The organism is Halomonas sp. HL-93, from assembly GCF_900086985.1.
Taxonomy (GTDB): domain Bacteria; phylum Pseudomonadota; class Gammaproteobacteria; order Pseudomonadales; family Halomonadaceae; genus Vreelandella.
This window is the reverse complement of sequence record NZ_LT593974.1, coordinates 1,053,819-1,072,762: the sequence shown is the minus strand read 5'-3', so window position 1 is coordinate 1,072,762 and position 18,944 is coordinate 1,053,819. Positions and strand designations below refer to the sequence as shown.

Annotated in this window: 15 protein-coding genes; 7 read left to right on the top strand and 8 right to left on the bottom strand. The window is 56.9% G+C overall.

Annotation, left to right across the window (positions count from 1 at the left end; translation table 11 throughout):
* Positions 1 to 35: 35 nt before the first annotated feature.
* Together GA0071314_RS04815 and GA0071314_RS04810 are read right to left on the bottom strand one after the other, a co-directional pair.
* Positions 36 to 1,469, bottom strand: coding sequence for a di-heme oxidoreductase family protein (locus GA0071314_RS04815; RefSeq protein ID WP_082934201.1), 1,434 nt, complete (start codon positions 1,467 to 1,469; stop codon positions 36 to 38).
* Between the two features lie 93 nt (positions 1,470 to 1,562).
* Positions 1,563 to 2,843: an imelysin family protein gene (locus GA0071314_RS04810; protein WP_074395562.1), complete on the bottom strand. Its 1,281-nt coding sequence runs from the start codon at positions 2,841 to 2,843 to the stop codon at positions 1,563 to 1,565.
* Between the two features lie 198 nt (positions 2,844 to 3,041).
* Here GA0071314_RS04810 and GA0071314_RS04805 point away from each other — a divergent pair, with 198 nt between their 5' ends.
* Together GA0071314_RS04805 and GA0071314_RS04800 are read left to right on the top strand one after the other, a co-directional pair.
* Complete coding sequence (locus GA0071314_RS04805; RefSeq protein ID WP_074395561.1) at positions 3,042 to 3,911, top strand: LysR family transcriptional regulator ArgP; 870 nt, start codon at positions 3,042 to 3,044, stop codon at positions 3,909 to 3,911.
* Between the two features lie 293 nt (positions 3,912 to 4,204).
* Positions 4,205 to 6,007, top strand: a complete 1,803-nt coding sequence (locus GA0071314_RS04800; protein WP_074395560.1) for a diguanylate cyclase — start codon at positions 4,205 to 4,207, stop codon at positions 6,005 to 6,007.
* Here the strand turns inward: GA0071314_RS04800 and GA0071314_RS04795 are convergent.
* A complete protein-coding gene (locus GA0071314_RS04795; RefSeq protein ID WP_074395559.1) occupies positions 6,004 to 6,561 on the bottom strand; it encodes a cytochrome b in 558 nt (185 codons plus the stop codon). The two genes, GA0071314_RS04800 and GA0071314_RS04795, sit on opposite strands and share 4 nt — an antisense overlap.
* 107 nt (positions 6,562 to 6,668) lie before the next feature.
* Complete coding sequence (locus GA0071314_RS04790; protein ID WP_074395558.1) at positions 6,669 to 7,547, bottom strand: LysR substrate-binding domain-containing protein; 879 nt, start codon at positions 7,545 to 7,547, stop codon at positions 6,669 to 6,671.
* 104 nt (positions 7,548 to 7,651) lie between these two features.
* Between GA0071314_RS04790 and GA0071314_RS04785 the strand changes: the two genes are divergently transcribed.
* Positions 7,652 to 8,530 (top strand): DMT family transporter, encoded by an 879-nt coding sequence (locus GA0071314_RS04785; protein ID WP_074395557.1) that lies wholly within the window; start codon positions 7,652 to 7,654, stop codon positions 8,528 to 8,530.
* A gap of 60 nt (positions 8,531 to 8,590) precedes the next feature.
* On the opposite strand, the gene GA0071314_RS04780 is transcribed toward GA0071314_RS04785, so the two are convergent.
* Positions 8,591 to 9,706 (bottom strand): hypothetical protein, encoded by a 1,116-nt coding sequence (locus tag GA0071314_RS04780; RefSeq protein ID WP_074395556.1) that lies wholly within the window; start codon positions 9,704 to 9,706, stop codon positions 8,591 to 8,593.
* Between the two features lie 337 nt (positions 9,707 to 10,043).
* Between GA0071314_RS04780 and GA0071314_RS04775 the strand changes: the two genes are divergently transcribed.
* The 3 genes from GA0071314_RS04775 (at position 10,044) to GA0071314_RS04765 (ending at position 14,328) form a co-directional block, all read left to right on the top strand.
* Positions 10,044 to 10,406: a septal ring lytic transglycosylase RlpA family protein gene (locus GA0071314_RS04775; RefSeq protein WP_231896512.1), complete on the top strand. Its 363-nt coding sequence runs from the start codon at positions 10,044 to 10,046 to the stop codon at positions 10,404 to 10,406.
* Between the two features lie 190 nt (positions 10,407 to 10,596).
* Positions 10,597 to 11,598, top strand: coding sequence for an NADP-dependent oxidoreductase (locus tag GA0071314_RS04770; RefSeq protein WP_074395554.1), 1,002 nt, complete (start codon positions 10,597 to 10,599; stop codon positions 11,596 to 11,598).
* A 222-nt stretch (positions 11,599 to 11,820) separates the two neighbouring features.
* Positions 11,821 to 14,328: a glucose/quinate/shikimate family membrane-bound PQQ-dependent dehydrogenase gene (locus GA0071314_RS04765; RefSeq protein WP_074395553.1), complete on the top strand. Its 2,508-nt coding sequence runs from the start codon at positions 11,821 to 11,823 to the stop codon at positions 14,326 to 14,328.
* An 86-nt stretch (positions 14,329 to 14,414) separates the two neighbouring features.
* Here GA0071314_RS04765 and GA0071314_RS04760 read toward each other — a convergent pair whose 3' ends face one another.
* Complete coding sequence (locus GA0071314_RS04760) at positions 14,415 to 16,421, bottom strand: TonB-dependent receptor family protein (RefSeq protein ID WP_231896541.1); 2,007 nt, start codon at positions 16,419 to 16,421, stop codon at positions 14,415 to 14,417.
* A gap of 316 nt (positions 16,422 to 16,737) precedes the next feature.
* On the opposite strand from GA0071314_RS04760, the gene GA0071314_RS04755 reads away from it, so the two are divergent.
* Entirely contained in the window at positions 16,738 to 16,911 is a 174-nt protein-coding gene (locus GA0071314_RS04755) for a YqaE/Pmp3 family membrane protein (protein ID WP_074395551.1), read from the top strand.
* A 61-nt stretch (positions 16,912 to 16,972) separates the two neighbouring features.
* On the opposite strand, the gene GA0071314_RS04750 is transcribed toward GA0071314_RS04755, so the two are convergent.
* Together GA0071314_RS04750 and GA0071314_RS04745 are read right to left on the bottom strand one after the other, a co-directional pair.
* The gene (locus GA0071314_RS04750; RefSeq protein ID WP_074395550.1) at positions 16,973 to 17,452 is read right to left on the bottom strand and encodes a nucleoside deaminase; all 480 of its coding nucleotides are present in this window, start codon (positions 17,450 to 17,452) and stop codon (positions 16,973 to 16,975) included.
* Positions 17,453 to 17,504: 52 nt separating this feature from the next.
* Positions 17,505 to 18,767 (bottom strand): dicarboxylate/amino acid:cation symporter, encoded by a 1,263-nt coding sequence (locus GA0071314_RS04745; protein WP_074395549.1) that lies wholly within the window; start codon positions 18,765 to 18,767, stop codon positions 17,505 to 17,507.
* Between the last annotated feature and the right edge of the window lie 177 nt (positions 18,768 to 18,944).

The following is an 18,944-nucleotide window of genomic DNA, read 5'->3' as shown; positions in this document are numbered from 1 at the left end:
CTTGGCAATCAAACCTTTCAACCATTCAACGACCCTTACAGGGATTCAAGAAAACGAATGAGCTCAGCACGCTGATCCTCGGGCAAGTCACGATAGCTTTGTGCGGCCGCTTCCGCCTCGCCGCCGTGCCAGAGAATCGCCTCTTCCAGCGTGCGAGCACGGCCGTCGTGAAGGAACCCCGCCCGGGGATTAACCGTTTGCGCCAGGCCGATACCCCACAGCGGCGGGGTGCGCCATTCGCGGCCGTCGGCCTGGAACTCACTGCGATGATCCGCCAGAGCGTCGCCCATATCATGCAGCAACAGGTCGCTATAAGGCCATATGATCTGATCCGCCAGCGCCGGGCGTTCAGCATCCGCGGCGGTGCGATGGCGCGGCGTATGGCAGCTGGCGCAGCCCAGGGCATTGAACCGTTCGGCTCCCTGCTGAACCGCGGGGTCATCCAGGTTGCGGCGCATCGGCACCGCCAGGCTGGAGGCATAGAAGGTCACGAAGTCGGCCACGTCGTCGCTCACCTCCGGTGTACCGCCATCAGGAAAGTCATCGCAGCCCTGGCTCGCCATGCAGTCGGTTTGCGGCACCAGGCTGGACGTCAGCCCCATATCGCCAGCAAAGGCGTGCATGCCCTGCTGTTCGATGCTGGGCTCGCCGGCTTTCCAGCCGAAGCGCCCCATAACGGTGCTGCCCGTACGCAGATCCCAGACCTGATTGGCACGCCCGGAAATACCGTCGCCATCGGCGTCGTCAGGGTCGGCGGCGGCCAGCAGATCGGCTTCGGGAATCGCCGCCAGCAGCCCCAGACCAATCATCGGCGGCGCCAGCCGGGGCGAGGTCTGCAGATCCTCGGGCAGCTCGCCGTAGGCGGGCTCGGCAATCGAGTAGAGCGGCTCCTTGAGCGTCACGCTGGTGCCATCGGCAAACGTCACCTCCCGTGGACGATACGCGATCACCAGCTTACCCTCAGGATCGGCACCGCTAATCGCCGCGGTTTGTAGCTGCAGGCCGTAGTTGGGCACGGGGAGCGCGCCGCGCTGTTCCAGAACCTCGGGCTCTGCTTGCTGAGCAGGCAGCGAAAGGCGCAGAAAAAGCGCAATGGGACTCTCGTCCCCTGCCGGTGGATGCCCCCGACCATCTTTTATATGGCAGCCCTGGCAGCTATTGGTATTGAGCAGCGGCCCCAGGCCATCGCGCGCCTCAGTGCTGGCAGGGGCCGCCACCCAGGGGTTACGGAAGAAGCTGTTGCCGACGCTGAAATCCAGCCGCTTGGTCATCGACATATTACCCAGCGGCAGCGAATAAGCGTTGTGGTCGAACTGCTCCACCGACCCATCGCCACCGCTCATGGGCGTGGTCTGAATGGGATAATCCTGGGCAGGTGATTCGGCTGCCTGCGCAGGCATTGCCATCAGCACCAGCAGAAGACCGGTTAGCAAACACCGGCTTGGCGAGACACGGAATAAGCGGTACATGGTGATACCTTGAGACGGATGGCATGAGACACGAAGCACGAAAGCCGCACGGTGACGAGGCAACCGGCGGCTCGTGGGCATCAATAGGTTGCGTTAAAATTGATGGCCTGCGTCATCCGGCTGCAGCGACGTCACACCCAGCTCGCCCGCTGCCTGTTCGATGGAACCGGTTTGCGCTACCAGGGTGAGAATCGCGTCGTTGATCAGCTCGCTGCCCGCTTCATTGCCCGGCGCGATCATCATGTCAAACGCCATCGGTGAGCTTTCCGCCTCGGCCGCCTGCTTGATCGCATCGAGGCGCGCCATCGTGGCGTCGAGCTGCTGAGCAAGGGGATCGGCAAGCTCGCTATCGTCCTGAGCCAATAGGTCTTGCAGCGAAGGCCCCTCGACCACGCTGCCGTCAAGGCGCTGGTAGGTGCCGGTGAAGATATTCTGAATACCCTGACCGTTGTAGTAGTGGGAATTGTGAGTGTTGTCGCTGAAGCAGTCGTGCTCATCCTCGAACGAATTGGCTTCCAGCGCCACCTTCAAGCGCTCGCCTGCCAGCTCGCCCAGCGACAGCGAGCCCATGCCGAACAGCATGCGACGCAAGCCTTCCTGGTCACTCTCCGCCAGCAGCTCCTGGCGGTAGTTATCCTCAGCATCCGGCGCCCACTGGGCCACCATCCACTTAAGGTCGTCGACTAACAGATCGGATACCGCGTCCAGGTAAGTGCGACGACGGTCGCAGTGGCCATGGGTGCAGTCGTCGCCGGTCTGAAAATCACTTGCCGGTCGCTCGCCGCTGCCCGCCTCGAATCCGTTTAGATCCTGCCCCCAGAGCAGAAACTCGATGGCATGATAACCGCTGGCGACGTTAGCTTCCGAGCCGCCGATTTCATTCAGGTCGGCGAGGAGTTCTGGAGTGATCTCGCTGACGTCCAGGCTCTCGCCCCCAACTGTGATTTGCTCATTGGCGATGATATTGGCGGTAGCGCCTTCGTTACCCAGCTCATGCTGGTAGTCATCACCTTCCACATAATCGATCATGCCCTCATCCAGGGGCCAGGCGTTTAGCTGGCCTTCCCAGTCGTCGACCACGGCATTGCCAAAGCGGAATACTTCGCTCTGCTGATAAGGCACCCGCGCCTGCCGCCAGGCCTGCCTGGCGGCTTGCAGCGTGTCGGCGCTTGGGTTGGCAAGCAATTCGTCGATACGCTCGTTCAACACCTCGGCGGCGTTGAGCGCATCGGCGTAATTGGCATGGGCCAGGTCGGCGTAGTGGTGCACGACAGCATCGGCGTTGACCGAGTCGCTGGCATTCACGGCGAAAGGCATCAGGGCGCTAAGCGCAATGATGCCGACAAGGGGGCGACGAAGCATAATGGCGGGCATGGCAGTGTCCTTTAGGCGATAACGTGACGGAAGGTCCGCAAAAGGTACTTATGCAAAGAGGTCTGCCGTACCTTCAACTGAAATGTAATCCATTAACTTTTGACATTCAATCTTATTTGATACCTGATCACGGCCGCTTATTTGTTTAATCTTGCCTTTTTGCTTAACGTCACGGCTTCATGCCTTGGGAACACCGTCATGCTGGATTATAAATTACTCAAAGCGCTGGCAACCGTGGTGGAATGCGGGGGGTTCGAACGCGCTGGCGACGTGCTGGGACTGTCGCAGTCGGCCGTTTCGCAACGGGTCAAAGCCCTCGAAGTCCGTCTGGGGCAGCCCGTGCTGATCCGCCATCCTCATTTGGCGCCCACGCCGGCGGGGCAGCGGCTGTTGACGCACTACCAGCAGGTTCAACTCCTTGAACGCGACCTGCGCGGCTCGCTTCCCACCCTGGACGACTCGGCACCCCGCCTGCGGATTGCGATCAATGCCGATAGCGTCGTGACCTGGTGGGCCGATGCCATCGCCGATATCTGCCAGGCCGAAGGGCTGTTGCTTGACCTGGTGATCGAAGACCAGGACGTCGGTCTCAAGCGCCTGCGCGATGGCGATGTCGCAGCATGCCTGTGCGCGACGCCTCATCCCATCGCCGGCGCGCGCTGCCTGGCATTGGGCGACATGCATTACCACCCGCTTGCTTCGCCCGACTACGTGGCGCGCCACTTTCCCCATGGCCCCAGCGCAGACGCTTTCCTTCAAGCACCCGCCATTGTCTATGGCCCACACGACCAGCTGCAGCACCAGTTTCTTGCTCAATGCGGCTACCACGGTCGCTTTCCCTACCATCTATGCCCTTCGTCGGAGGGGTTTATTCGTCTGGCAACAGCGGGCATTGGCTACGGCATGATGCCGCAGCTACAAACCCATGCGCTGATGGATAGCGGCCAACTGGTCAGCATTGCGCCTGGGCAAACCCTGAGCGTCCCGCTTTATTGGCATTATTGGCGGCATAGCGGCACCTTGGTGCAGCGGCTCACCGACCGGCTTTCGAGTGTCGCCTTGAGCTAGATCATCCATTTTTCCCCATGCCGTCGCAAAACCCTTCTACAATTGCGTTAGCCTTGGAGGATGGGTATCCCAACAGCGAAAGGCTGAATTATCGTTGACGCAAGCCATGTCATTAAAACGTCGCTGATGCCAAAGTATCTTAAGCTTCCTTTGTTTTTAAGCCATTGTATGAACAGCATCGTGATGACGCCATACACAGAGGTTTGGCGATAATAAAGAAATACCCCGGCATCAGTAGCAGCTTAAAGGGACATCAGCACGGGGTCAGAAGAACATAACCAAAGCGACCCCTTATGCATACACGGGTTTTACCTTTAAAGGTTTGTGTGGGCTTATTTGTGCTGTTCGTCGGTTGGGTCGCCTGCTGGCAGCCTGCTTTCGCCTCGCTTTCCACCTCTCACGATCAGTCTCGCTATTCATTAACCAGCCACACCCAGCTCTGGCACAGCGATGAGTCGCTTACGCTTAACGAGTTGCTTGAGCGCGACCCTCCGTTTACTAGAGCTACTCACAAAAGTGACTTAAATTTTGGTTACACGCCCAACGACATATGGCTGCGTACCCAGATCGAGAACCCAACGGCGCATTCCCAACATTGGATTGTTGAGTTTGAATACCCCTTTTTGGATCGTGTCACACTGAATGTTCTGCGCGAGCATTTTAGCGAAAGCATGATAAGCGGCAGCGCTGTGCCCAGAGAGCAACGTGCACTTGCCCATCGCCAACCGGTGTTTCCATTAAACTTGGCGCCTGGTGAAACCGTCACGCTGTATGCACTGGTGAACGCGGCGGGTAGCAAAATGCTGAACTACAACCTGCTATCCGAGCAGACGTTCTTCCAACAAAACGACCGGCATAATTTTTGGTTGGCCACCTATTTCGGCATGTTGCTGGCTCTTGGCCTCTACAATTTGCTGTTATTTTTCGGCCTAAAAGAGCGCGTATTTCTGTATTACTCACTGTTTGCGTTGGGCTTTACCGTCGCTATTCTCACCTTTAACGGTATTGGCACGCTGATGTTCTGGAGCGCACTTAGCGAAAACACATCTCGGCTGGTTGCTATTGGGTTTACGTTTGCGTCCACCATGGGCACGCTGTTTGCTCAGAGCTTTCTTAACACTAAAGGCTTCACTCCCCGCTGGCACCGCGCGCTGAATTATTTTCGCGGCTACTGCTCGCTCGCGCTCTTAGCAACCCTGGTGCTGCCTATTCAGCCTGCCCTGCGCCTGATGGACGTCACCGGTTTTATGGCCGCTCTACTGATGCTGATCTGCGGGATTTACTGTATATCGCAACGTGTGCCCAGCGCGCGGATATTTGTCCTGGCCTGGTCACTGTTTTTAGTCGGGGCCTGCGTGTTCGCGCTGCGCAACCTAGGTATTTTGCCCGCAAATTTTATTACCTTGCACGGCATTCAAATTGGTTCCGCCATAGAAATGTTGCTGTTGTCATTTGCTCTCGCTGCTCGCTTTAATAAGCTAAAACGGCAAAAAGAACGTGCCCAGGCGGATATGCTGATGACGCTCAAACGCCAGGAAGCCGTGCTGGAACAGAAAGTCGCCGACCGTACGAAAGCGCTTGAGCTTCTTGCCACGCGAGACGTGTTAACCGGACTGCTGAATCGAAAAGGCTTGGCCGACTGTGCCGCAAAAGCGCTCAAACGCAGCGAGCACACGGGGCAACCGGTGGCACTGTTTATGCTTGACCTGGATCTTTTCAAGCCGATTAATGACCAGTATGGGCATGAAGCGGGGGATTTTGTGCTGCAGCAAGTGGCCAGGCGTATTGAGCATTTGGCACGTGCCCACGACCATTGTGCCCGCTTTGGTGGCGATGAATTCATTATACTGCTCGAAGGCATCGCCGATCATAATACGCTCAATGAGATACGCCATCGCTTAAATTCGGCAATTCGCGCGCCCATTAAACTACCCTGTGGCGAGCTGGTCAGTGTCGGCGTGAGTATTGGCATGAGTGTTTGCCAGGGCGACAATAAAAGTTTAGAGAGCCTGCTGCGGGAAGCCGACGGCCAAATGTACGACGTTAAAGCCCGCCGAACCGACAGCGGCATTCGCTATGGTTCGGCTCAGTCTTAATCAAATAGACTCATGCGCGTCATCACGCTATCGCGCTTGATGCGCCAGTGATAAAGCGCCCCCAGCACATGCAGCGTGGTCAATACGATAATCGCCCAGCCAAGCCAGCCATGCCAGACGAAGAGTTGCTCCGACAGCGCCGGATGTTCGCCAATGAGGCCAGGCAAATGCCACTGGAAGAACTCCACGGGGAAGCCACCGCTGGCCGTTGCCGCCCAGCCCAACAGCGGCATCACCACCAGCGCCGCATACAGCAAATGATGCACGCTGGTGCTAACGATGCGCTCGAAACCATTCAGGGGCGGATCGTGGTCGGGTACCACGAACGCAATCCGAGTGATAATACGCAGCGTCATCAGCAGCAATATCGTCACTCCTAGGGTTTTGTGGCTGGTATACAGCACATTGGTGAGCCCCGTCCCGATCAGCGAGACTGTTCGCTCAAAGCCCAGAAAGCCCAGCGTCAACCCGCTTGCCAGCGAGAGCAGCGCCGCACCTGCCACCAGCCAGTGGAGCACCCGGTGCGGGTAAATATAGTGGTCCAACTCATGCATGCTTTGCTCCTCTGCACCCGCTCAAAAAATCATATATGTGGGCTTAGTTTAGCCAGTTCTAAGCGGCTTCGCTGATAAAGCCGCCCTCTATCGTCAACGCTTACCGTTTATGGCACCCAAGCATCTATTGGGGCTGCCAACTGTTCGCGTATCAGTTCGCCCAGCCGCCGAGCGGGTTCCGATGGGCGATGCGGTGCACGATGTAACGCCAACTCAATCATCGGTAAGGACGGCAACCCGCTGGCCTCGTCGAGTGGCCTTAACAGCGGCGTCAGCATGCTCCGTGTGACCACCACGACGGCCAACCCTGCTGTGACAATAGGCGCCAACCCCGCCATGGATTGGCTGGTGTAGGCGACGCGCCAATCTCGCCCGGCATTTTTCAACGCCTCCTCGGCTATCTCACGAAACACATCCGCGCCGGGTGAGTAGAGCGCTAATGGCAACGGGTCGGTTAGCGATGGCTGCTGGTTGACACCCACCGCCCATATCAAAGGCTCTCGTCGAATGACCTCGCCTCCGGGCGAATTGCGCTGCCGGGTCACCAGCGCCAAGTCCAGCTCGGCACGTTTTACCCGCTCGACCAAGTCCCCGCTGGTACCACATCGAACCTGCAACCCCACCCCAGGATATAGCTGGTGAAAGTAGGCAAACACCGATGGCAGCAGCGATGCGTAATCTTCGGGAATACCCAGCGTCAGCTCACCCCCCACCTGACGCGCCTGCATGTCGCTCCAGGCTTCGTCATTGAGAATCAACAACCGGCGCGCGTGGTTGAGCAACCGCTCTCCGTCCGGTGTAAAGCGTAGCCGACGCCCCTCACGCTCGTGCAGCGTTAGCGCTAACTGGGTTTCTAAACGCTGTAACTGCATGCTCACGGTTGACTGAGTGTAGGCCAAGCGCTTAGCAGCAGCCGTCACGCTACCGGTATCGGCAATCGCCACGAGCGTGCGTAGCAACGTCAGATCCAGCGTAGGCGCTCGCATACATCATGATCCTTGATTAAAACGATCAAAAAAGATCGATATTGTGATGTGTTTTGGATGAGTATGCTGTGCAGGTCACTTCAAGGCAAGTCAGGAGATCGTTTATGCATCCCGTAAATCCACTCGTTGTGTTTCCACGTAGCTATAGTGTTGGCGCGGCGTTGGTAGCCGTGATGCTTTGGAGCGTCGCCCCCCTTCTGGCGGATTACGCCCGCGCAACGCCGCCGTTACAGCTCACGGCGCTGACACTATTAGCGGGCGCGTTAGCCACGCTTCCATTGAGTCGGCGGGTGAATGTCGCGACCTGCGGCCGCGTTTGGCAACTAAGTATCTGGCTGGGTATTCCGTTATTGATCATCGGTGCGGTCAGCACCTATTTTATCGGCATGCGGCTGGCTCCCGCTGCTGAAGCGGCATTGATCACCTATACCTGGCCGGTGCTGTTTGTTCTGCTCAGCCAGTGGAGCCGGTTTGGTCGTTTGCGGATTGGCGGATTGGTGGGCGCATTGATCGCGTTTTCCGGTGCCGCCCTGCTGTTGATACCTCAGGCGTCTGGTGGCGGCGGAGATACCGCGCTAACCGGTTATGCACTCGCCCTCTTGGCGGCATGCTGCTGGGCGCTTTATTCATGGCTTAGCCAGGTGGCTCCGGTACCGCTGACGCCCTTGCTGCCACGCTTGTTGCTGATTGCTTGTGTCATCGCCGTAGCCGCGAGTGCGTTACTGGAAGGCCACATTGCATTGCCCAGCAGCGAAGCAGTGTTGACCGGCATGGCATTAGGTCTGGGGCCTTACGGGATCGCGATGGTCGCGTGGGATAAAGCGCTGCGCTGGGGACATACCAGCTTGGTCGGCAGCCTCGCTTACGGCGTGCCCATTTTAGCAGCGCTGCTGTTGGTAGTGGCCGGAATGAGCACGCTGGATTGGCGGCTACCCGTCGCGGGCGCACTGGTTGTCGTCGGTTGCCTAAAAGCCAGCCGTTAGTCTCACGACACCAGGACGTATTTGATCAAAGCCGCCGAACAGAGGCGGCTTTTTCAATCATTACAGCTCTGGCTCACCTTCACTTGGCTCGGTGCGGGCGGTGAGTTCAAACAGACCACTCGCGGTATTGCTAAAGCCCCTCGCTGTCACCGTGTAGGTGCCAGGCAATAGTTGCTCAGCAATTCGCGCATCCGTACCACCTGCGCTGTCATCATCGCTTAATGAAACGCCGTTACCGTTGACATCGAGGTAGGTATCAAAATCGGTGGAGCGCATTTCCAGGGTGACATTAGACGTTTCTTCGAGGGTGAGCTCGTAGGTTAACTCTTCACCGCTATACCATCCATTGAGTGGCTCATCGGGCGTCAGCACGCCCGCGTTACGCAGTTCAATATCACTAGAAAGCTCGCGGGGTGTCAGCGCTAGGGTAAATACACCTTCGCCTTCACCGTAAGCAGAACGTGCGGTTAATTGATACTCGCCTGGGGCGAGAAAATCAGCAATCCGTGCATCCAGGTTGCCCGCGCTATCGTCATCCTCGCGATAGTAGCCATCTGGGCCCTCCAACACCAGGTAGGCGTCGAACTCGTCGGAGCGCATATCAATGTCGTACATGCCCGCCTCTTCAACCGTGAACGTATACTCGCGTTCATCGCTTTGCAGCCAGCTATCCAGAGGCGAATCCAGTGTCAAGGTGTGCGTATCGCTGAGTTCAATACGACGGCTTTCCAGGGCGAAGGGGCCATAGCTTTGGGCGTCTGCCCCACTAACCACCAACATATAATCACCGCTTTGATCAATGCGCTGGCGCAACGTCTCGCTGGCACTTAGCAGTTGCAGTTGGTCATCATAAAGTGCCACCACGCCCTGAAGTGCGCCATCCAGCGAGACCTCAACTAGATCGTCTTCATCGAGAGTGATCATATAGCGCTCAAAGCGGCTGCCATCATTGCCGTTAAGCTCGCTTTCAGAGGTCACTTCGCCTCTTAAGCGCTCCCCCAAAGTAGCGCGCTCAAGGCCTTCCAGTGCGGTCGGTTCAGCACCCTCATCGCTGCTTTCTGATGTGGGTGCCGACTCAGGCGAGTCGCCGGGCGTAATAGCCTGAGCGGCCAGAAAGCCAATTGCACCGCCGCCGAGGGCAATTAACAGATAACTAATGGGAGAAGATTTAGCCATGAGCGCATCCTTGATCCAGTGGCAAAACAATCATTGGGTTGAACTCGATAGTATAAGCGCATCCTGGCCTCGAATGGGGCTTTGTCTAATCTGACTTTGTGTTTTTTATCCACAACCATGTTGTTAGCAATACGGATAAGCCGCTGAATTAAAAGGCGCTGCATCTCCTGGTCAATTTAGGCAAACGTGAAGCTAACGGCACCGATCGTCTGAAAGCTTGCCCAATATGGCAGACGACGTTACTATCACATAGCCAATTTGGCACCTCATCGATGAATGCGGCACCCGCGACACGACACACTGAGGTACTCCTATGGGAGCTATCAAACGAACATCAATGGCTTTTTGTTTCGCCATAGCCATATTCACCACGGCAGTGAATAGCGCTCTGGCCCACGACTCAGCGGCAGATACGCAAGAAGGCGTTGCATCTTTCTACAGTGACCGTTTTCAAGGAGCGACGACTGCTAGCGGCGACGCTTTTGACCAGCAGTCGCTTACCGCCGCACACCCCAGCCTACCTTTCGGTAGCAAGGTCCTTGTAAAGCGTCCCGATACAGGCCAAGAAGTCGAAGTGCTGATCAACGACCGCGGCCCTTATGTTCAAGGACGTATCATTGATCTGTCCAAAAGTGCGGCGCGTGAGCTTGGCATGCTGAGCCGTGGGGTTGCCCCTGTCATGGTGACGCGGCTTGATTAAGCACGCATGCTTGCTTACCCGCTATTAGTTTTACCGGTTTTTTTCAAGCTACTTTTTTACAGACAACGGGCGCTCAGCGCCCGTTGTGCTTTTCTAATTCCTTTGTCACGGTTTGCGACGAACTATCAAGCACGCTAACGGTCTTTATTGAGCACGGAACGTTATTCTCAATGCAGTCGCAGGAGGCCACATGCAATCTCGCTTTTTCACTTTGAGCCGTTACCCGGAAGGACGCCCCGAACGCGAGCTTTTTCAGTTGGAAACCCAAACGCTGCCTGAGCTGACCCCGGGAGAGGTCCGCATACGCAACCGCTGGCTCTCGGTCGACCCTTATATGCGTGGCCGGATGACAGGCTTACATACCTACGTGGCACCGTTTGAATTGGGTAAACCCATGGAAGGCGGCGCGGTTGGTGAAGTGATTGCCTCCCGCGATGAACGCCTAAAAGAAGGCGTTTTGGTTGGCCATATGGGCGGCTGGCGTGATATTGCCCAGATTTCCTCTGAGAGCGTTCAAGCACTGCCCGACTTTGGGGTTGCCGAACAGGCCTATCTCGGTGTGCTGGGAATGCCGGGTATGACCGCCTGGACGGGGCTTAATCGCATTGCTCAATGCCAGCCTGGCGATAACGTTTTAGTCAGTGCCGCGAGCGGTGCCGTCGGTTCACTGGCGGTTCAATTGGCAAAAGCAAAAGGCTGCCACGTGGTGGGCATTGCTGGCGCGGCCAATAAACTGGCCTGGCTAGAATCGCTTGGCATAGAACCGGTGAGCTACCGCGACCGAAATGCTCAACAACTTAGCGATGCCATTCAACTGGCCAGCCCCAAAGGCATCGATGTGGTGTTTGAAAACGTTGGCGGTACTTGCCTGGAAGCTGCCCTAAGCCAGTTAAACGAAGGCGCACGGATTGCAGTTTGCGGCATGATTGATAGCTACAACGCCAAAACGCCAATGCCTGGCCCTAGCAACCTTGCCCAACTCGTAGTACGCAAAGCAAAAATGCAGGGCTTTATCGTGACGGACCACTGGAAGTACTATCCGGATTTCCTCAAGGAAGTGGCCCCCCAGGTAGTCGCAGGTAAACTCGACTATAAAGAAACCGTCAAAGAAGGGCTTGAAAACACCCCCGACGCCTTCCTGGCACTGTTTGATGGCGGCAATACCGGCAAAATGCTGGTCAAGCTGGATTGACCCCACTCTTAACGCTTATGTTGTGTCTTTTAAGCCGCGCTTGGCCCGCAAGCGCGGCTTTTCTATTTGTTCACCAGGTCACTATACTTAGAAGTACTAAAAATCATTAGACCAACGGCGCATTGACTCTTAAAATAGTTAGCAAGTTAAGCGTTTTGTCACGTTAGTAATAAAGCGCCCGCAGGTCGGCGACGATCAAAAATTAAGTAAAGGGGATCCTTCATGGAAGAACGCAAGCGGGCCAAATGGCCCGCCATAGTACTTGGTTTATTGCTCATCATCGCAGGCCTGGCCTTGGCGATTGGTGGCGGGCAGCTACTTAGTCTGGGGGGCAGCGCTTATTACTTGATAGCAGGCGTCGCCATCATTGCCAGCGGCGTATTACTGATACTGCGCAAAGGTGCTGCCTTATGGCTCTACGCGCTGATTTTATTTGCCACCTTGGGGTGGGCCCTGTGGGAAGTCGGCTTAGACTGGTGGCAACTTGTCCCCAGGGTGGCTATTCCGTGCTTGATTGGCATTGTGCTGCTACTTCCATGGTGGCGCAAACCTCTTAACTCGCGTGGCGGCAGTTTGGCATTGGCGCTAAGTATCTTAGTCGCGATTGGGGTGGCAGTGGCTAGTCAGTTAAATGACCCAGCTAGCGTCGAAGGCACCATCGACACCCAGCGCGGCGAGCACCAGGAAACCGTTAACCCGGCCCAAATCGCCGGTGACGACTGGCCCGCTTACGGCGGCACCAACGCAGGCACGCATTATTCCAGCCTTGACCAGATTACGCCGGATAACATCGGTGAACTGGAAGAAGTTTGGCGTATCGAGACCGGCGACGAAGCCGGCCCTAACGCACCGCCGGAAATCACCAACCAGAACACGCCATTAAAGGTAAACGATAGCCTTTACATCTGTACCTCGCACAGCCGCGCAATGTCGCTGGACCCGGAAACCGGCGAGACCAACTGGTCCTTCGACCCGGAGATCAGCACCATGGGGGCGGATGATTTCTCCGGCTGGGCACATATGACCTGCCGTGGTCTCGCCTATTACGATGCCGCCAGCTATTCAGATAGCGACACCGACAACGACGCTGACACCAGCAACGCGCCTGAGCTATTTAACGACCGCGATAACTTCGATATCGATCTGGCATTTCTGCTGTTTTTGAGCGCTGGCAATACCGCTGAAGAAAATAGCACACCCAGCATGCCTAGCGCTGCCGACGTCATGTGCCCGCGCAGGCTCTATCTGCCCACCGCCGATGCACGCCTGATTGCACTTGACGCCGATACCGGCGAACGCTGCGACGCCTTCGGCGACGCGGGTGAAGTCGACCTAACGCGCAATATCGGCGACTTTGACCCCGGCGGCTACTATTCCACCTCGCCCGCTACGGTGACTGAAGACCTGATTATCCTCGGCGGTCACGTCACCGATAACAGCTCTACCGATGAACCGTCCGGCGTGATTCGTGCCTTTGACGTACACACCGGCGAACTTGTCTGGAACTGGGACAGCGGCAACCCCCATAACACCCAGCCGCTTGACGACGGCGAAACCTACACGCGCAACTCACCCAACGTTTGGGCGCCTATCAGCGTCGATGAAGACCTGGGCATGGTTTATCTGCCCATGGGTAACGCCACGCCCGACCAATACGGTGCCAACCGCAGCGCCAACGACGAAACGTACAGCGCAGGGCTGGTGACTCTCGACCTGGAATCTGGCCAGGTGGAATGGGTGTACCAGTTTGTGCACCATGATCTCTGGGACATGGACACGCCCGCCCAGCCGGTGCTGATTGATCTTGCCACCGAGGAAGGCACCCAGCCTGCGGTCATTCAGCCGACCAAACAGGGCAGCCTTTACGTGTTAAACCGCGAAACCGGCGAGCCGATTGTGCCCATCGAGGAAATTCCGGCACCGTTGGGCGCCGTTGAAGGAGACTGGACGTCTGAAACGCAGCCCCGCTCGGCGCTTAACCTGCTCCCCCCACCGCTCACCGAGCACGATATGTGGGGCGCCTCACCCTTCGACCAGATGATGTGCCGTATCCAGTTCCGCTCGCTGCGCTATGAAGGCCAGTACACACCGCCCTCGCTCGAAGGTAGCATCGTCTACCCGGGTAACGTTGGCGTGATGAACTGGGGCGGCGTCGCGGTGGACCCTGAGCGCCAAGCGTTATTTACTGGCGCCAAGTACCTGGCCTTTGTCTCCACGCTGATCCCCCGTGAAGAGGTCGAGGAAGGTCAGGGCTCGGCTAGCGAACAGGGGCTGCAAGTCAATGCAGGCGCGCCCTACGCGGTGAAACTTGGCCCACTGCTCTCAGTGCTCGGCTTACCCTGTCAAGCGCCCTCATGGGGTGATGTGGCGGGTATCGACCTGCAGGAAAGCGACGTTGCCTGGAAGCACCGCAACGGCACCACTCGTGACAGCATGCCCTTCGATTTGCCGATTGGCTTTGAGGTAGGCGTGCCAGCACTGGGCGGCCCGCTGACCACTGGCGGCGGCGTTTCGTTCCTGAGCGGCACGCTGGACCAGTACCTGCGCGGCTACGATATCACCACCGGCGAAGAGTTGTTTAAAGCTCGACTACCGGCCGGTGGCCAAGCGACCCCGATGACCTACACCGGTGAAGACGGCCGCCAGTACGTGGTCGTCACGGCGGGTGGTCACGGGACCTTTGGTACCAAAATGGGTGACTACGTGATTGGCTACGCGCTCCCTGAGTAGCCAGACAACCTTTTATAGGTGACTCAATAAACGGGCGGCCCTCATTGTTAACACTGGGGCCGCCCGTTTTTTTGCTTATGACGTTTTTAAAAACTGATCTCTACCCCGCCATAAACACTGCGCCCCGGCGCGGGTTCGTAGAAACGGCCAAAGGTGCCGTTTAGGCGCACGTTGGCATAATGCTCTTCATCGAATAGATTACGCACGCCAACATACGCATTTAGCCGGGTATCGCTTCCCAACTGCCAGCCATCTCCCATGCGCAAGTTCACCAGCCAGTAGCTATCGACCTCCGTTGCGTTGGCATTGTCCGCCACCATACCGCCCGTGTACTGGGTTTCCAGCGTGGCAAAGCGCTCATCAAGGCCTTCCCAGGTTAGCTGGTTCACCCAGGTTTGCTCGGGCAAGCCAGGGATGCGATTGCCATCAAAGCGCTCCGAAGGCGTGGCAAACTGGTCAAACTCGTAGCGTGCCAGCGTTAAGGCGCTATCCAGCCGCCACTGATCGGCTACCTGCCAGCCAAGTGCCAGCTCAATCCCGTCACGGTCGGTATCGCCAGCGTTTTGGTAGAAAGTACGCCCTCCGCTCTCTTCTTCGTAAGGCACCAGTTCATCATCCACGCGCACCGAAAACAGCGTGAGGTCATAATCCATTGCCAAAGGCGCAACGTAACCACGTGCACCGACTTCACGGTTCCAGGCTTTTTGCGGCTCAATGGCCGCGTTAAAACCACCACCCGCCGGGTTGGCAAACTCTGAAAACGTGGGTGTTTCAAAGGCGGTACCTGTATTCACATAGACTTGATGCTGCGGGCGGTAGCGATAACTCAGCCCTGCAGAGCCACTCCACTCGTTAAAGGTTTTTTCTCCACTTTGATCGCCACCTTCATCGTCCAGATAGCGGTCATCTATTTCTAATTCCACCCGGTCAAAGCGCGCGCCCAGAGACAACGTTAGCTGATCGCTCAACGCCAAGTCGCCCTGAGCGAAAGCGCTGGTCGAGGTTGCCGTTTGGGTTTCTTCGGCCGCCTGCTCACCGACGACGCCTTGAGGGTTCACGTCGTTGCGGAAACGCTCGTCATCCTGTTGGGCCACCTCTAAACCTGCGATATAGCTCAGCGGCAAGTCGCCCAACGTCACCTCGTGGTGGTACTCAGCGCTCGCGCCCAGGTAATCCCGCTGATAGCCCAGGCGGCTGTCGCCGACATAGGGCAGTTGCTGCTCAAAATCACGCTGGGAGATAAACCCTTTAAGGTAAAGTTCGCCAGGGCCTGCGGCCAGATCTTCGTACTGTAATCCCAGCAGTTGCTGGTCCACGTTCTGCCCGGCGTCAAGGGCGAGCGAATTCGGCGCTGCCTGATCGCGGCCTTCTGCCACTTCGCCCGCGTTCAGTGCACCGGGATCTTCCGAACGTGGGTTATCTAATAGATTGATGATGGCGGTTAATGCGCGTTCGCTGCCCAGTTCACGGCGCAACTTGGCATTTAATAGGTACTTTTCGGAAGAGCTTTGCTCGCGATAACCATCAACATTCAGCGCTGAAAGGCTAACGTGGTGCGACCAGTCCCCTTGACGCCCGCCGGTTTGCAGGGACGTTTTACGGTAGCCATCGCTGCCTACTTCGGCGCGCAGGCTTGTACCGGGGTTATCGCGGCCGTCACCAGTGGTCACATCAATCACGCCACCCGCTGCGTTGCCGTAGAGCACCGACGACGGGCCTCGAATCACTTCGATACGCTCGGCGCTGTCTAAATCAATCGCATCCAACTGCGCCTGCCCATCCGGCAGCGTATAGGGAATACCGTCAACCATGATCGTAATACCGCGCACGCCAAAAGGCGCGCGGGCCCCGAAGCCACGAATGGCAATCCGTTGGCCTTGGGCGAAATTATCGCGGTTTTGTAAAAACACGCCGGGCACCCGCACCAGCGACTCATCCAACCTAACGCGCTGTTGGCCCTGGGCGATGGCGTCTCTCTCCAACGTGGAAACGGCGGCAGGCGTCGCGTAAAGCTCACGGGCAAGACGGGGAGCCGTTACCTCAAGCGTGGCCATTTCCGACTCATTCGTCTGCGCCCAACTTGGGCCGGCCATTAAGCCGCCTGCCACACAAACCGTGGTGATGGTGAGTCTTTTCACAGGGGTCCCTCCCGGGGTAGTGATAAACATGTGTATAACAATGATGTATAACCAGACGGAACGATTTTGCGCAGCATGCGTCACAGCACTACGTTGGCCTCGATAGAAGCGCTGACTGTGTCTACACTTGTAATGGCTTTTGCTACCGCTATTGCAAAAGCGCTTGTTATCGTTCTTGTATAAGCACCATTCAAGTACTTATTAAAGTGCTCATGTGCGCAATGACGAAAATGGACATAAGCACTAATACCCTGAAAGCAAAGGAGGCTTCATGGCGTTTACCGCGACTGACCCGATCAAAATGATTTTTGCGGTCATTTTACCGCCCCTCGGTGTATTCTTTGAGGTGGGTCTTAAAGGACATTTCTGGCTCAACATCATCTTGACGTTGTTTGGCTTTGTGCCCGGCATCATCCACGCGTTTTACGTGATATTGAAGCACTAGCTTTTCCCTTGGTAACGATTAAAAAACCGCCTGAGCCTGCGCTCAGGCGGTTTTTTTATATTCAGCTGAGGCCCGCATGCCGACGCTGGTGCAATGCATGAACCTTTTCATCCCACCCGGCTACCGGCCCTTCTACCGTAAGGCCTGGCACCACCTGTTGAATGGATAAGGTCGCCACCGGCGGCGGTGCCACGCCTAGCTCAGCGAGCCAGTTGCTCAGTTGCTTTGAGGAACTGGCGTACACAATACGCCCAAGCCCTACCCAGCCATGGGCCGCGGCACACATCGGGCAATGCTCCCCGGAGGTGAACACCGTGGCCTGCGCCCGCGCCTCTGGCGTCATGTGCTGAGCGGCCCAACGCGCCAGGGCGAATTCAGGGTGCTGAGTGGAATCGCCGCCGGCAATGCGGTTGCGATCCTCAGCCAGCACCTCGCCATCGCCACCGACCAGCACGCTACCAAAAGGCTCATCCCCGGCGTTTAGCGCCTCTTCAGCGAGCGCCACGGCCCGTTCAATGAAGGGTATTTCTCGATCATCCATCTTGGCAGCTCCTGTCTATTTACGGGCCTTTCATTTACGAGCCTTCTTTCAACTAACTGTTCGCTGCCGCCGACGCTTCGCCAACAGACTGCTCGCTCAACTGCTCGCCTTCGCTGCGGGCGATAACCGACGTGCCGACCAAATCTCCCGTGACGTTCAGCGCCGTGCACCCCATGCCGACCAGAGCATCAATGGCGGTTAACAGCGCGACGGTTTCAATCGGCAGCCCCACCTGGGCAAATACCGTGGCAATCATGATAATGCCGGCGCCGGGCACCCCTGCCGTGCCCACCGAGACCAACGTCCCGATCAGTACAATCTGCACCATGCTGATGAAATCCAGCGGTGCGCCAATCACGTTGGCCGCAAATACCGCTGATATCGCGATACGAATCGCCGCACCATCCATGTTTAAGGTGGCCCCAAGCGGCAGACTGAAGCCATAAATACTTTTGGAAATTCCCAAACGGCGAGCTGCATTGACCGTGATGGGTAAGGTGCCAGAACTACTTTGGGTGGCAAATGCAGTTAACATCGGCGTGCGCGCCTCGCGGAAGAAGTTGCGTAGTTTCACCCCAAACAGACGCATGACACCGCAGTAAATCAGTAGTTGAGCACCCAGCGCGATGTACAGCACAACCACCATATCTCCCAACGATAGCAGTGTTTCCAATCCCTGCTGACTCACCGTTTCGGCAACAATCGCAAACACGCCTATGGGCACGTAGTGCAACACCCCAGCCATTACGTTGAGCGTGACTTCGTTGAGCGACTCAATTACCTCATACAGACGCTCGCCCATGGCATGCTGGCGCTCTGACTGGCGCATTTTGAGCAGCGCAATCCCAAACACCAGCGCAGTAAAAATAATCCCCAGCATATTGAGTTCGGAGAAGGCACCGATAATATTGTTCGGCACGATGTTCAGCAGTGTATCGACAACGCCTGGGTTTTCCGGCACCGAGAAGCTGGCATCATCATCCAGCGTCATCCCGCTGCCTGGGCTAAACAGCGACGCAACGGTTAAGCCCACCATAATCGCCAGCGCCGAGGACGCCAGGTAATAGCCGAGCACTTTTCCGCCGATGCGACCTGCACTGCCCTCCCGGGATTGGTTAACGCCCACCATCAGGGTAAACAACACAATGGGCACGATCAGAAACGTCAGCAGCCGCAGCAGCAGGTCACCCAGTGGCGCCAGCCAGGCCGCCACTGTCTCGCCGCCGACAAGCCCGACAACAACCCCAAGCACCAGCGCGATGGTGACGCGTAAAATCAATGACGCCTCAAAATAGGCTTTCCATATGCGTTTCATTGCGTGTCCTTTAACAGGATTGAATATGTTATTGATTTTAACATCATAAGCACGCTCATTATTATATCAGTAGCGCTCGACGGTCTTGCTGTAAACCACAGCATTGCTCTTCAATGACATGTAAATTACCTCGCCTACGGTTACCGGCATCGTGGCCAAACAAAGGCAGCCGCCATC

What these genes read in the sequence shown, in the direction of transcription:
- GA0071314_RS04815 (WP_082934201.1), bottom strand. Translation starts at nt 1,469, where the DNA reads ATGTACCGCTTATTCCGTGTCTCGCCAAGCCGGTGTTTGCTAACCGGT.
- GA0071314_RS04810 (WP_074395562.1), bottom strand. Translation starts at nt 2,843, where the DNA reads ATGCCCGCCATTATGCTTCGTCGCCCCCTTGTCGGCATCATTGCGCTT.
- GA0071314_RS04805 (WP_074395561.1), top strand. Translation starts at nt 3,042, where the DNA reads ATGCTGGATTATAAATTACTCAAAGCGCTGGCAACCGTGGTGGAATGC.
- GA0071314_RS04800 (WP_074395560.1), top strand. Translation starts at nt 4,205, where the DNA reads ATGCATACACGGGTTTTACCTTTAAAGGTTTGTGTGGGCTTATTTGTG.
- GA0071314_RS04795 (WP_074395559.1), bottom strand. Translation starts at nt 6,561, where the DNA reads ATGCATGAGTTGGACCACTATATTTACCCGCACCGGGTGCTCCACTGG.
- GA0071314_RS04790 (WP_074395558.1), bottom strand. Translation starts at nt 7,547, where the DNA reads ATGCGAGCGCCTACGCTGGATCTGACGTTGCTACGCACGCTCGTGGCG.
- GA0071314_RS04785 (WP_074395557.1), top strand. Translation starts at nt 7,652, where the DNA reads ATGCATCCCGTAAATCCACTCGTTGTGTTTCCACGTAGCTATAGTGTT.
- GA0071314_RS04780 (WP_074395556.1), bottom strand. Translation starts at nt 9,706, where the DNA reads ATGGCTAAATCTTCTCCCATTAGTTATCTGTTAATTGCCCTCGGCGGC.
- GA0071314_RS04775 (WP_231896512.1), top strand. Translation starts at nt 10,044, where the DNA reads ATGGCTTTTTGTTTCGCCATAGCCATATTCACCACGGCAGTGAATAGC.
- GA0071314_RS04770 (WP_074395554.1), top strand. Translation starts at nt 10,597, where the DNA reads ATGCAATCTCGCTTTTTCACTTTGAGCCGTTACCCGGAAGGACGCCCC.
- GA0071314_RS04765 (WP_074395553.1), top strand. Translation starts at nt 11,821, where the DNA reads ATGGAAGAACGCAAGCGGGCCAAATGGCCCGCCATAGTACTTGGTTTA.
- GA0071314_RS04760 (WP_231896541.1), bottom strand. Translation starts at nt 16,421, where the DNA reads ATGGCCGGCCCAAGTTGGGCGCAGACGAATGAGTCGGAAATGGCCACG.
- GA0071314_RS04755 (WP_074395551.1), top strand. Translation starts at nt 16,738, where the DNA reads ATGGCGTTTACCGCGACTGACCCGATCAAAATGATTTTTGCGGTCATT.
- GA0071314_RS04750 (WP_074395550.1), bottom strand. Translation starts at nt 17,452, where the DNA reads ATGGATGATCGAGAAATACCCTTCATTGAACGGGCCGTGGCGCTCGCT.
- GA0071314_RS04745 (WP_074395549.1), bottom strand. Translation starts at nt 18,767, where the DNA reads ATGAAACGCATATGGAAAGCCTATTTTGAGGCGTCATTGATTTTACGC.